Here is a 13,516-nt window from a genome sequence, read left to right on the forward strand (position 1 = left end):
GAGCCGACGCGGGCCTAAGCGTTTTCTTAAGTTCATTGCTATGATCCCGCCTTTGTCGCGCGACGCACGGCGATTGCTGTGCAGCGGCAAGAAACGATCGGCTTTCTTGGTGCAATTCCTATGCAAGGTCAAGCATCGGGGCCGTATCGCGTACCTATAATTCAAACCACCCACTTATACGACGCGCCGAGGCAATCATGCCGCAAATGTCACGGCGACAGTTCCTCAAGGTTTCCGCGAGCACGCTCGCCGGATCGAGCCTGGCTGCACTGGGCTTCTCTCCGGCACCCGCGCTCGCCGAAGTCCGCCAATACAAACTGTCGCGCACCACTGAAACCCGCAACACCTGCCCGTATTGCTCGGTCGGATGCGGCATCCTGATGTACGGCCTCGGCGACAACGCCAAAAACGCAAAGGCCAGCATCATCCATATCGAAGGCGATCCCGACCATCCGGTCAATCGCGGCACGCTGTGCCCGAAGGGCGCATCGCTCATCGACTTCATTCACAGCCCGAGCCGGCTGCTGCATCCCGAGTATCGCGCGCCGGGCTCGAACGAGTGGAAGCGCATGTCGTGGGACGAGGCGCTCGACCGCATCGCGAAGCTGATGAAAGCGGACCGCGACGCGAACTTCATCGAGAAGACGCCGGACGGCAAGACGGTCAACCGCTGGCTCAGCACGGGTTTTCTCGCGGCGTCGGCGGGCAGCAATGAAGTCGGTTATCTGACGCACAAGACTGTCCGCAGTCTTGGGATGCTCGCATTCGACAATCAGGCGCGTGTCTGACATGGCCCGACGGTGGCAGGTCTTGCCCCGACGTTTGGCCGTGGAGCGATGACGAACCATTGGGTCGACATCAAGAACGCGGACGTGATTCTGGTAATGGGCGGCAATGCGGCCGAGGCGCACCCGTGCGGTTTTAAATGGGTGACCGAGGCGAAGGCGCATCGCAAGGCGCGGCTGATCGTCGTCGATCCGCGCTTCACGCGCACGGCATCGGTTGCGGATTTCTACGCGCCGATCCGCACCGGCACGGACATCACTTTCCTTGGCGGCGTCATCAACTATCTGCTGACGCACGACAAGATCCAGCATGAGTACGTGACGAACTACACGGACATGTCGTTCATCGTGCGCGAGGACTTCGCGTTCAAGGACGGCGTGTTCTCCGGCTACGACGCCGAAAAGCGCCGGTACGACAAGACGAGCTGGGACTACGAGCGCGGCGACGACGGCTTCGTGAAGGTCGATCCGACCTTGCAGCATCCGCGCTGCGTCTACAACCTGATGAAGCAGCACTACGCCGCCTACACGCCCGAAATGGTGACGAAGGTGTGCGGCACGCCGACCGACAAGTTCCTGAAGGTCTGCGAGATGCTCGCGTCGACCGCCGCGACCAACCGCGCCGGCACGATCCTGTACGCGCTCGGCTGGACGCATCACTCGGTCGGCGCGCAGATGATCCGCACGGGCGCAATGGTGCAGCTTCTGCTCGGCAACATCGGCATTGCGGGCGGCGGCATGAACGCGCTGCGCGGGCACTCGAACATTCAGGGCTTGACCGACCTCGGCCTGATGTCGAACCTGCTGCCCGGCTACATGACGCTGCCGATGGAAGCGGAGCAGGACTACGAGGAGTACATCACCAAGCGCGCGACCCAGCCGCTGCGGCCTAACCAGCTCAGCTACTGGAAGAACTATCGCGCGTTCCACGTGAGCTTCATGAAGTCCTGGTGGGGCGACAACGCGACCGCCGAGAACAACTTCGGCTTCGATTTCCTGCCGAAGCTCGACAAGGCGTACGACCTGCTGCAAGCCTTCGAACTGATGGCCGCGGGCAAGATCAACGGCTACTTCTGTCAGGGCTTCAACCCGCTCGCCGCCGCGCCGAACAAGGCGAAGATCGGACTCGGGCTGTCGAAGCTGAAGTATCTCGTCATCATGGACCCGCTCGCGACCGAGACGTCGGAGTTCTGGAAGAACCACGGCGAATTCAACGACGTCGATGCGTCGCAGATTCAGACTGAAGTGTTCCGCCTGCCGACGACATGCTTCGCAGAGGAGCGCGGCTCGCTCGTGTCCTCGTCGCGTGTGCTCCAGTGGCACTGGCAGGGCGCGCAGCCGCCGGGCGAAGCGCGCAGCGACATTGAGATCATGTCGGCCCTCTGGCTGCGCTTGCGCCGTGCGTATCAGGAAAACGGCGGCGCGTATGCCGATCCGATCCTCAAGATGACGTGGCCGTATGCGGACCCGGAAAGCCCGACGCCGGAGGAACTCGCGATGGAGTTCAACGGCCGCGCGCTCGCCGACGTCACCGACGTTGCCGACAAGACCAGGGTGCTCGCGAAGAAGGGCGAGCAGCTTTCGAGCTTCGCGCAACTGCGTGACGACGGGTCGACCGCGAGCGGATGCTGGATCTATTGCGGCGCGTGGACTCAGGCGGGCAACCAGATGGGCCGCCGCGACAACTCGGACCCGACGGGCATCGGCCAGACGCTCAACTGGGCGTGGGCGTGGCCGGTGAACCGCCGCGTGCTGTACAACCGCGCATCGTGCGATGTGAACGGCAAGCCGTTCGATCCGTCGCGCAAGCTGATCGGCTGGAACGGCAAGACGTGGTCGGGCCCGGACATACCGGACTTCAAGGTCGACGAGCCGCCCGAGAACGGGATGAATCCGTTCATCATGAATCCGGAAGGCGTGGCGCGTTTCTTCGCCCGCGACGGCATGAACGAAGGACCGTTCCCGGCGCACTACGAGCCGTTCGAGACGCCGCTCGGCTATAACCCGTTCTTCCCGGACAACAAGGCCGCCACGAGCAATCCGGCTGCCCGCGTGTTCCCGGACGATCGCGCGCAGCTGGGCACCGCGGACAAGTTCCCGCATACGGCCACGACGTATCGCCTGACCGAGCATTTCCACTACTGGACCAAGCACGTGAAGCTCAACGCGATCGTGCAGCCGGAGCAGTTCGTGGAGATCAGCGAGGACCTGGCGAAGGAAGTCGGCGTCGTCGCGGGGGACCGCGTGAAGGTGTCGAGCAATCGCGGACATATCGTCGCCGTGGCGCTCGTTACGAAACGCATCAAACCACTGACCGTGGAGGGGAAGAAGGTGCAAACCGTCGGCCTGCCGCTGCACTGGGGCTTCAAGGGCCTGACGCAGCCGGGTTATCTCGTCAACACGCTGACGCCTTCCGTGGGCGACGGGAACTCGCAGACGCCGGAGTTCAAGTCGTTCCTGGTCAAGGTCGAGAAGGCATAAGGAGGAGACATGGCTCTGCAATCACTCGATGTGAAGCGCGTCTCCGCCACCACCACGCCGCCGCCGCAAATCCGCGAGCCGGCCACGGGCACCGTCGCGAAGCTGATCGACGTGTCGAAGTGCATCGGCTGCAAGGCTTGCCAGACGGCGTGCATGGAGTGGAACGACCTGCGCGATGACGTCGGCCATACGACCGGCGTCTACGACAACCCGCGAGATCTCACCGAACATTCGTGGACGGTGATGCGTTTCACGGAGTACGAGAACCGGAAGGGCGACCTCGAATGGCTGATCCGCAAGGACGGCTGCATGCACTGCGAGGACCCGGGATGTCTGAAGGCATGCCCGTCGCCGGGCGCGATCGTTCAGTACACGAACGGCATCGTGGATTTTCACGAGGAAAACTGCATCGGCTGCGGCTATTGCGTGACCGGCTGCCCGTTCAACATTCCGCGCATCTCGAAGGAAGACAACCGCGCCTACAAGTGCACGTTGTGTTCGGATCGCGTGGCCGTCGGACAGGAGCCCGCGTGCGTCAAGACCTGCCCGACTGGCGCGATCATGTTCGGCACCAAGGCGGACATGATCGAGCAGGCGGCGGATCGCGTGGAAGACCTGAAGGAACGCGGTTTCGAGAACGCGGGCCTGTACAACCCGGCTGGCGTCGGCGGCACGCATGTGATGTACGTGCTGCATCACGCCGATCAGCCGGGGCTGTATCACGGGCTCGCGCAGGATCCGAAGATCAGTCCGCTGGTGTCGGTCTGGAAGGGTGTGACGAAGCCGCTCGCGGTCGCCGGCATGGCGCTCGCGGCGCTCGCCGGATTCTTCCACTACACGCGGGTCGGTCCGGACGAGGTGACGGCGGAAGAGGAAGCAGAAGCGCAGCGCGAAGCCGACGATGCACGCACGGGAAGGGAGCGTTCGAATGAAACACGATAGCGATTTGCGCGACGTGCGGGGCAACCGCCTGATCGTGCGTTACACGCCGAACGAGCGCACGAACCACTGGATCACCGCGATCAGCTTCGTGCTGCTCGCGCTGTCCGGGCTCGCCATGTTTCATCCGTCGATGTCCTGGCTCTACGCCGTGCTCGGCGGCGGGCAGTGGACGCGCATCCTGCATCCGTTCATCGGCTGCGTGATGTTCCTGTCGTTCCTCGTGCTGGCGCTGCGCGTGTGGCATCACAACCGCATGGACAAGAGCGACGTCCAGTGGATGAAGCAGATCGACGACGTGCTCGCCAACCGCGAAGACCGCCTGCCCGAGATCGGCAAGTACAACGCCGGTCAGAAGCTCGTGTTCTACGTGATGGTCATCAGTCTGCTGCTGCTGCTGGCGTCCGGTGTCGTGATCTGGCGCGCGTATTTCGCGTTCTATTTCCCGATCACGGTCATCCGTCTGGCGGCGGTGGTGCACGCGGCGACGGCCTTCGTGCTGATCATGTCGATCATCATCCACATCTATGCGGGACTGTGGATCAAAGGCTCGATCAGCGCGATGGTGCGCGGCACGGTCACCTATGGATGGGCGCGCAAGCACCATCCGCGGTGGTTCAAGGAGATCATCGGGAAGTAGGCGTCCTGATCCGGCGCCGAGGAAGTCAACTGAACCGCTCGTGCTTCATCTCATGCGAGCGGTTCTTTCTTTAACGGATCGACCTTATCCGCGACCGGTTCAGCCGCATTTTCGCGGTCTGATCGCGTTCGATTTAGCTGATATGCTTGGCCGACGAGCGCGCGGCTGCTGCCCGTCGCGCCAGGCACCCTGAGGACAAACCCAAGTGGTTCAACGCATACTCGAAGCCGGCACGATCGAAGCGCTCGATCCGTCGGCCATTCCCCGGCTGCGCATGCCGGAACGCGCGACGGTGTTCAGTGCGCGCGCCGCGCGTCTGCGCCAGCTCGCCGATGCTAGCAACCCCATCGCGGGCTATCTGCGCCTGATGGCCGTGCTCGCCGATGCCCAACAGCGCGTGCTCGCCGATTTCACCGCGCCGACGCCATCGCGTGAATCCATCGAGTTGAATCAGCGTCATTCGATGCCCATCGTTCCCGCGCTCACCGACGCCCGCGATCCCGCGTGGCGCGACGTGCTGTTCATGCTGCTCGACCGCATCGAGACCGCGGGCGCGCTGACGCCGGCGCTCGCGCAACTCGTCGCGCGTCTTCGCACGACCGAAGCCGCCGCGCTCGACGCCCAGGCCGACGCCATCCTCGCGCTGCGTTTCGCGGACATCGAACCCGCCGGCGCGCCGTTCATCATGGCGGCGCTGCAAGTGCTGTGGACCGATGTCGCGAGCCGCATCGCGATGAGCGATGTCCCCTACGTCGACGCGCCCGGCGTCTGCCCCGTCTGCGGCACGATGCCGGTGGCCAGCGTGGTGCGTATCGGCGGCACGCACGACGGATATCGCTACGTGCAGTGCGGCCTGTGCTCGACCGAATGGCACATCGTCCGCGCGAAGTGCTCCAATTGCGATTCGACCAAGGGCATCGCCTATCACGCGATGGACGCCGCCGAGCATTCCGCCGAGGACGAACAGGCGAAGGCCGAACGTGCGCGAAACGCGCCGCTGAAGGCGGAGTCGTGCGATGAATGCGGCACGTATCGCAAGATCGGCTATCAGGACAAGGCCTACGATTTCGAGCCGTTCGCCGATGACCTCGCGAGCCTCACGCTCGATCTGCTGATGAGCGATGCCGGTTTCCTGCGCGCGTCGCCGCATCCGTGGCTGTGGCCCGAGCAATCGCGCGAGGCCGACGAACCGGATCAGGCGGACCAGCCGCGATGAACGACGTCACCGGCGGCGACGGAAGCGAACTCCGCGCGCTGATGGCGCGGGTGCCATCGGTGGAGCGCGTGCTGGCGTCGGCGGTGTTCGAGCCGCTCATCGCCGATTACGGGCGCACGCAGACGCTCGCGATGCTGCGCGCGACGCTCGACGCATGGCGTGCGGGCGCGCAGGCGGGCCACGCATCGGTCGATGCACTCACCGACACCATGCTCGGCCACGCGGTCAGTCTGCGGCTCGCGAAACACGCGCAAAGCCGCGTGAGAAGCGTGTTCAATCTGACCGGCACCGTGCTGCACACGAATCTGGGCCGCGCGCTCTTGCCGGATGAAGCGGTGCGCGCGGTGGCCGAAGCCCTCACGCGCCCGGCGAACCTCGAATTCGATCTCGATACCGGCGCACGCGGCGACCGCGACGACCTCATCAACGACCTGATCTGCGAACTGACCGGCGCGGAGGCCGCGACCGTCGTCAACAACAACGCGGCTGCGGTGCTGCTGACGCTGTCGGCGCTCGCGCCGCGCAAGGAAGTCGTCGTGTCGCGCGGCGAACTGGTGGAGATCGGCGGCGCGTTCCGTATTCCCGACATCATGAACCGCGCCGGTGCGAAGCTGCGCGAAGTCGGCACGACGAATCGCACGCATCTGAAGGATTACGAAGAAGCGATCAACGCGAGAACCGCACTGCTGATGAAGGTCCATTGCAGCAACTATGCAATGAGCGGCTTCACCAGGGAAGTCACGACCGCCGAACTCGCGCCGCTCGCGCGGGAGCGCGGCGTGGCCGTCGCGGTCGATCTCGGCAGCGGCACGCTCGTCGATCTCACGCAATGGGGCTTGCCGCGCGAGGCGACCGTGCGCGAAACCATCGAAGCGGGTGCGGATCTCGTCACCTTCAGCGGCGACAAGCTGCTCGGCGGTCCACAGGCGGGTCTGATCGTCGGGCGCAAGGAACTGATTGCGAAGATCAAGAAGCATCCGCTCAAGCGCGCGCTGCGCGTCGGCAAGCTGACGCTCGCGGCGCTCGAAGCGGTGCTGCGGCTGTACCGGTCGCCGGAAACGCTGCAAACGCGCCTCACGACCTTGCGCCTGCTCACGCGCGCCGCCGATTGCATGCGCCTCGCCGCCGAACGCATCCGGCCCGCGCTGCAACGCATGACGGGCGATGCCTTCATCGTCGCCACCGAGCCGATGTTCAGCCAGATCGGCAGCGGCGCGTTGCCCGTCGACGTGCTGCCGAGCTACGGCCTGACAGTCAGGCTGGCGAGCGGCAAGCGTGCGGGCGGGCAGTTGAACCGCATCGAGAGAAAGCTGCGCGCGCTGCCGCGTCCGGTGATCGGGCGTATCGCGGATGGCGCGTTGTGGCTCGATCTGCGTTGCCTCGAAGAAGCCGACGAAGCCGCGTTCATCGCGCAGTTGCAAGGCGAGGGCGCATGATCGTCGGGACGGCAGGGCACATCGATCACGGCAAGACCACGCTCGTGCGCGCGCTGTCGGGCGTCGACACCGACCGGCTGAAGGAAGAGAAGGCGCGCGGCATTTCCATCGAACTCGGCTATGCGTATGTGCCGCTTGCGGGCGGCGGCATGCTCGGCTTCATCGACGTGCCCGGCCACGAAAAGCTCGTGCATACGATGGCGGCGGGCGCGTGCGGCATCGACTTCGCGCTGCTCGTGATCGCCGCCGACGACGGCGTGATGCCGCAGACGCGCGAACATCTCGCGATCCTGCAACTGCTCGGCGTGATGCGGGGCGCGGTCGCGGTGACGAAGACCGATCGCGTCGACGAGGCCCGCGTGCGCGACGTGCACGCGCAAATCCGCGGGTTGCTCGCCGATACGCCGCTTCACGACGCACCGTTTTTCGATACCCGCGCCACCGCCCCGAACGATGCGGGCGTCGCCGCGCTCGATGCGCATCTGCGCGACGCCGCCGCTCACGGGGCAATGCGCCGCGACGACGGCTTTTTCCGGCTCGCGGTGGATCGCGTATTCACGCTGTCGGGGCAGGGCACCATCGCGACGGGCACGGTGTTCGCCGGGCGCGCAAACGTCGGCGACGTGCTCGCGCTCGCGCCGCGCGAGAACGGCAGCGAGCCCGTGCGCGTGCGCAGCATCCACGCGCAGAACCGTGCGGCGCAAGCGGGGCGGGCGGGCGAGCGCTGCGCGCTCAATCTCGCGGGCGTCGACAAGGACGCGCTCGCGCGCGGCGACTGGATCGTCGATGCGCGGATCGCGCGGGCATCGGAGCGGCTCGATGTCGACCTGACGCTGCTCGCCGACGCCGGCATCACGCTCACGCATTGGGCGCCGCTGCACGTGCATCTCGGCACGACGCACCGGGTCGCGCACGTCGCGCTGCTCGAAGGCGAGTCGCTCGCGGCGGGCCGGGCGGCGCGCGTGCAACTGGTCTTCGAGCAGGCGGTGTGCGCGCTGCCGGGCGATCGCTTCATCGTGCGAAACGCGCAGGCGACGCGGACCGTCGGCGGCGGGCGCGTGCTCGATCCGTTCGCGCCCGCGCGCAAGCGCCGCACGCCGCAGCGCCGCGCCTGGCTCGATGGACTCGCCGCGTGGCTCGACAGCGCCCGCGCCGATGCGCTCTTTCACGAGTCGCGGTATGGCATTCCGCGCTCGCTCGTCGAGCATCTCTGCGGAATGCCGGCGGAAGCGATTGCGTTGCCTGATGGCTTGCGCCGCGTGCCCCTGCATGACGAGGCGATATTCATCTCCGCATCGCACTGGAACGCGCTTGCCGCGCGTCTCACCGATGCGCTCGCCGCGTTCCACGAACGCTTCCCCGACGAGCAGGGGCCCGACGCCGCGCGTCTTCGCCGCATGGCCGCGCCGCTCGCGCCCGACGCGTTGTGGCGCGCGATCATCGACGATGCCGTGGCGAGCGGCGCGATCGCGCGCAGTGGGCCGTGGCTGCATGTGCCGTCGCATACGGTGGCGCTCGACGCCGCCGAGGAGGCGCTGGCGGGCGCGGTGCTGGCGTCGATCGAGCGCGGGCGTTTCGATCCGCCGTGGATGCGCGATCTCGCCCGCGAGCACGGCGCGGCCGAAGACGCGATGCGCCGCCTGTTGCGCAAGCTCGCGCGGCGCGGCGACCTGTTCCAGATCGTGCGCGATCTGTTTTATTCGCGCGCAGCCATTGCGGAACTCGCGCGGCTCGCGGCGCAGAACGCATGCTCGCGCGACGGCGTGGTGCACGCCATCGGCGCGGCCGAGTTTCGCGATGCGACCGGGCTCGGCCGCAAGCGCGCGATTCAGGTTTTGGAGTTCTTCGACAGGGTTGGTTACACTCGCTTTCACCGCGACCTTCACCTGTTGCGCGCCGATAGCCGCTGGCACGAGCCGGTCTGAATCGGCTGCACGGGTCCGTTCACTCGGGCGAGGCGAACGATGGAGCATGCTTACTACCAGTTGCTGCATCTGATGTCGGCGCATCCCGAGTGGTCGCTCGGCGTGGTCCTGCTCGCGTCTTTTCTCGAATCCCTTGCTTTCGTCGGCACCTTCGTCCCCGGCAGCACCGCCATGTTCGTCGCCGGTGCGCTGGTCGGCGCGGGCGCGCTGAATCTCGGCTGGGTAATGGTCTGCGCGATACTCGGCGCGATTGCCGGCGATGCCGTGAGTTTCTGGTTCGGCGCGCGCTACGCCGATACGCTCGCGCAGATGTGGCCGTTCCGTCGGCATCCGGGCGCGCTCGCCGCAGGCAAGCGGTATTTCGAAGCCCACGGCGCGAAGAGCGTCGTGCTCGCGCGCTTTGTCGGACCGATGCGCGCGGTCGTGCCGGTCGTCGCCGGCATCTCCGGCATGCCGCCCGCGCGCTTCTTCGTGGTCAACGTCGTGAGCGCGTTGATCTGGGCGCCGCTGCATGTGCTGCCCGGCGTCGTGTTCGGCGCGTCGATCGAACTGGCGGGCGCGGTATCGGTGCGGCTCGTCGTCATTCTCGTGATCGTGACGGCTGCCGCGTGGCTCGTTTTCAATCTCGCTCGCGTCGTCGTCTCTCATGCGAGAGAATGGACGGTCGCTTCGCGCGAGCGCCTGCTGACGTGGTCGCAGCGAAAGCGCGGGCTGGCGGCGCGGCTCGTCTCGCGCGCGCTCGATCCGGGCAATCCGGCGAGCGGGCTGATCGCCGTCATATCCGTGTTGCTGCTCGCGTCGGCGGTGCTGTTCTTCTATGTGCTCACGAACGTGACGCGCGGATCGTCGCTCGTGCAGATCGATGCGTCGATTTACCGGCTGCTGCAATCATTCCGGTCCACATGGGCCGATACCATTCTCGATGCCGCCGCCGCCCTCGGCAGCATGCCGACGCTGCTCGCGCTCGCGGCGATGGTCATCGTGTGGATGGTTCTCGAGCGGCGCTGGCGCACCGTGGCGTACTGGCTCGTGGCCGTCGTGTTCTCGCAGGCGCTCGTGGCCGTGATCCGCTTCACGACGCATCAGCCGTTGCCGATGTCCTTCGCGCCTGCGGGCCGTACGTTCCCGAGCAGTCATCTTGCCGCGACGGTCGTCATCTACGGCTTTCTCGCGTTCCTGCTGCTGCGGCGCGTTGGCATGCTGACGGGCGTGTTCGTCGCGACGGCGACATCGGGAATCGTCACCGCCGTGGCGCTCGCGGGGCTGTACTTCGGCCGCTTCACCATCTCGGATGCGCTCGGTAGCACTGCGCTCGCCGCGATCTGGGTGTTTCTGATCGCGCTGACCGCCGTCTGGCGCAATCCGGGCAAGCCGAAGCCGCGTCCGCTGATGCCGCTTGCGGTGCTCACGGTGGTGTGTGCGAGCGTGGCCCTGCAAATGAGCGATGAGACGGAAGCGCATAGCGTGCCGCCCGCGACGGTCGTCATTACGCCGATCGAATGGATGGATACGGTCTGGCGCAGGTTTTCCTGTTACCGGTCGAGTCTGGATGGCGACCGGCGCGAACCGATCACCGTGCAGTGGGCCGCCACGCCCGCGCAGATTCGCGCGCAGCTTGCGAGCCGCGGCTGGCAGGAAGTCACGGGCGTGACGATGCAAAGCGTGATGTCGGTGGTGTCGCCGAATGCGCCGGCGACCGCGCTGCCTGCGCTGCCGCGCCTGAACAACGGCGAGCCGTCGAAGCTCGTTTTCACGCGCTCGCCGCGCGGACCCGATCAACGCGACGTGCTGCGCTTCTGGCCGACGACCTATGCGGTGCGCGAGCATCCGGGCGCCGCGCCGACGCCGATCTGGCTCGGCTCCGTCGTGCACGAACGGCTGCGGCGGCCGTCGTGGCCGTTCAACGTGCTGCGCCCGGACCGGCGCATCGATCCGATGGCCTTGGATCATGGCGACGGGTCGCCGTGGCGCGGCATCGAAATTGCATCGAGTGCGGGGTGCGGCAGCGTGCCGGTGATGCTGGTCGAGTCGGGGCCGAAATGAAGGCAGGCATGGAAGGCGGAGGCGCCGTTTGATCCAGATTCCGCCATCGGCGACTACGCAGTGGGGCGCGGCTGCGGTGTTCGGCAACGTGCTGCTGACGCGGCTTGGCGTGCCGTTGCCGTCCGCGCCGCTGCTCGTGCTGGCGGGATCGGCGATCGCGAGCGGGCGGCTATCGTTCTGGCACGTGCTGCTGGCGGCGGCGAGCGGCGCTTTGGCCGGCGATGCCGTGTGGTTTTCGGCAGGGCGTCTCTATGGACGGCGGCTGATTGCAGCGTTGTCGCGCCGGTCCTATGCGTTCGACACGGGCATGCGCTCGGCGAGCGATCTGTTCGAGCGGTATGGCGCGCCGATCGTCGCGGTATCGAAGTTCGTGCCGGGGCTCGGGCTCGTCACGCCGCCCCTGATGGGCACGACGCACATCGCCGCGTCCGTGTTCTTTATGTGGGACGCGGCGGGCATCGTCGTGTGGGCGGGGTTCTGGCTGCTGGGCGGTGCGCTGTTTCAGCGGCAATTGCATGTCGCGCTGGTGGAGTTGCAGACGCATGGCGCGACGATGATCGACCTGCTGGTCGTGCTGGCGTTGCTGTTCTTCGCGTACCGCCTGCTTCGCCGCCGGCAGCCGCGAGACGACCACACAGGGGAAGATGCCAGTTGACGCCGGTGCGTGCGATAGGCGTTACGCCGTTATAATCGGGCGCTCGCGCTGTTCATCTCAATTTGCGCTCGAGGAAGGCATTCGTATCCGGTGGTGCGGCTGGGCTTCAAACCCAGTTGGGGGTGTCAGACACTCCCAGGTAGGTTCGACTCCTGCTGCCTTCCGCCAGGCATCTCTCAGGTGCTCTCGGTGAGACACAAGAGGCGCGATATCCCCCAGTTGCGCCGAAGGCGATTACGCGTTCGAGCCGATGCGGCGCATGTCAGGCGTTTGCATCTCGTGTATCCCACACGCCTTCCAGTCCTCCTTCAATACCCCGTTCGCTGCGCCGTAAAAACTTCGCGCACCTTCGCGATGTCTTGCGACGGCGAATCGCCCATTCGCATCGAGCTTCCGTCAACGCGAAAGCGATGCCCGCGCATCACGCAATGTGACGAATCGCAATCCCGACGACCGAACGATATCGATCAGCCGCGGCAATACCGCCAGCACGACCGGATCGCCGGTCGATGTCAACGCCGCGCCCGCGTCGTGGACAAGCAGAATATCCCGCGCGGCGAGTCCGTCCGTGAGCCGCTCGAGAATGCGATCGGCGTCACCCTCGCGCGTGTCGAAACCGCGCCGCGTCCACGCCGCCAGCCGAAGGTCCAGCCGGTGCAGAACCGGCTCCAAGAAGAGATTGCGTAACCCGGCGGGCGCACGAAAAAACATGGGCCGTTCGCCTGTCAGCGTTTCGAGTGCGTGTTGAGCGGAGTCGATTTCCTTCGCGAGCCGGAGCGGCAACGTCACCGAGAACGTGTGCACGTGACGATGCGTGTGATTCTCGACGGCGTGACCTCGCGCGACGATCTCGCGAACCAGCGCCGGATGCTCGGCGGCGCGCGTTCCGATGCAAAAGAACGTCGCGCGCACGCGATGCCGGTCCAGAATGTCCAGGACTTTCGGCGTGACGACTGGATCGGGGCCGTCGTCGATCGTGAGCGCGACGGCATCGGCGTTGGACGGCGTGTCGGGCAGGCGGGTCCAGTTCGGCCCGAGAAGCTTCGAGCGCGGCCACAGCCCGATCGACACCACGACGATGTGACTGACCGCGACGCTCGCCAGCCACGCTATCCACGCTGAAGGTCGCAGCAGCCATCCGCATAGGGCCACGCCGTGCCAGGCGAAGGTCGCGATGACCATCGGCGGCCAGCCTGTGCGCGGCCAGCGTCTCGGTGCTTCGGCGCGCAGCCGAGAAATGATTTGCCTCATCTTGCATGCAGTCTGCGCCACTTCGGTCAAGGCCCGAATGGCAGACGTTTTAACTTTAGTCAAGCGGCGAACGATATCACGCGCGCCAGACGTTGATGACCCGGCCCGTGTGGGAATGTTGCACAAACCGCTGGATGCGCGTCGG

At 66.0% G+C, this 13,516-nt stretch carries 9 protein-coding genes and 1 tRNA gene; 9 read left to right on the top strand and 1 reads right to left on the bottom strand.

All coding sequences use genetic code 11. From position 1 onward, the window contains the following. Positions 1-197: 197 nt before the first annotated feature. The 9 genes from fdnG (at position 198) to LDZ21_RS15005 (ending at position 12,288) form a co-directional block, all read left to right on the top strand. Complete coding sequence (gene fdnG, locus LDZ21_RS14965) at positions 198-3,266, top strand: formate dehydrogenase-N subunit alpha (RefSeq protein ID WP_244795607.1); 3,069 nt, start codon at positions 198-200, stop codon at positions 3,264-3,266. 9 nt (positions 3,267-3,275) lie between these two features. Next, positions 3,276-4,208: a formate dehydrogenase subunit beta gene (gene fdxH / locus LDZ21_RS14970; protein ID WP_244795608.1), complete on the top strand. Its 933-nt coding sequence runs from the start codon at positions 3,276-3,278 to the stop codon at positions 4,206-4,208. After that, positions 4,195-4,845 (top strand): formate dehydrogenase subunit gamma, encoded by a 651-nt coding sequence (locus tag LDZ21_RS14975; RefSeq protein ID WP_035966003.1) that lies wholly within the window; start codon positions 4,195-4,197, stop codon positions 4,843-4,845. The genes fdxH and LDZ21_RS14975 overlap by 14 nt, the downstream gene beginning before the upstream one ends. A 205-nt stretch (positions 4,846-5,050) precedes the next feature. Continuing rightward, positions 5,051-6,061, top strand: a complete 1,011-nt coding sequence (gene fdhE / locus LDZ21_RS14980; protein ID WP_244795609.1) for a formate dehydrogenase accessory protein FdhE — start codon at positions 5,051-5,053, stop codon at positions 6,059-6,061. Beyond that, positions 6,058-7,497 (top strand): L-seryl-tRNA(Sec) selenium transferase, encoded by a 1,440-nt coding sequence (gene selA, locus LDZ21_RS14985; protein ID WP_244795610.1) that lies wholly within the window; start codon positions 6,058-6,060, stop codon positions 7,495-7,497. The genes fdhE and selA overlap by 4 nt, the downstream gene beginning before the upstream one ends. Then, positions 7,494-9,422, top strand: coding sequence for a selenocysteine-specific translation elongation factor (selB, locus tag LDZ21_RS14990; RefSeq protein ID WP_244795611.1), 1,929 nt, complete (start codon positions 7,494-7,496; stop codon positions 9,420-9,422). The genes selA and selB overlap by 4 nt, the downstream gene beginning before the upstream one ends. A gap of 39 nt (positions 9,423-9,461) precedes the next feature. After that, positions 9,462-11,465: a bifunctional DedA family/phosphatase PAP2 family protein gene (locus LDZ21_RS14995; protein ID WP_244795612.1), complete on the top strand. Its 2,004-nt coding sequence runs from the start codon at positions 9,462-9,464 to the stop codon at positions 11,463-11,465. Positions 11,466-11,493: 28 nt separating this feature from the next. Continuing rightward, positions 11,494-12,120, top strand: coding sequence for a DedA family protein (locus tag LDZ21_RS15000; protein WP_244795613.1), 627 nt, complete (start codon positions 11,494-11,496; stop codon positions 12,118-12,120). A 72-nt stretch (positions 12,121-12,192) separates the two neighbouring features. Continuing rightward, positions 12,193-12,288: transfer RNA gene (locus tag LDZ21_RS15005), tRNA-Sec, on the top strand. A gap of 228 nt (positions 12,289-12,516) precedes the next feature. Here LDZ21_RS15005 and LDZ21_RS15010 read toward each other — a convergent pair. Continuing rightward, complete coding sequence (locus LDZ21_RS15010) at positions 12,517-13,371, bottom strand: polysaccharide deacetylase family protein (RefSeq protein WP_244795614.1); 855 nt, start codon at positions 13,369-13,371, stop codon at positions 12,517-12,519. Positions 13,372-13,516 lie beyond the last annotated feature (145 nt).

The sequence above is a fragment of the Caballeronia grimmiae genome, assembly GCF_022879615.1.
Classification (GTDB): Bacteria; Pseudomonadota; Gammaproteobacteria; order Burkholderiales; family Burkholderiaceae; genus Caballeronia; species Caballeronia grimmiae.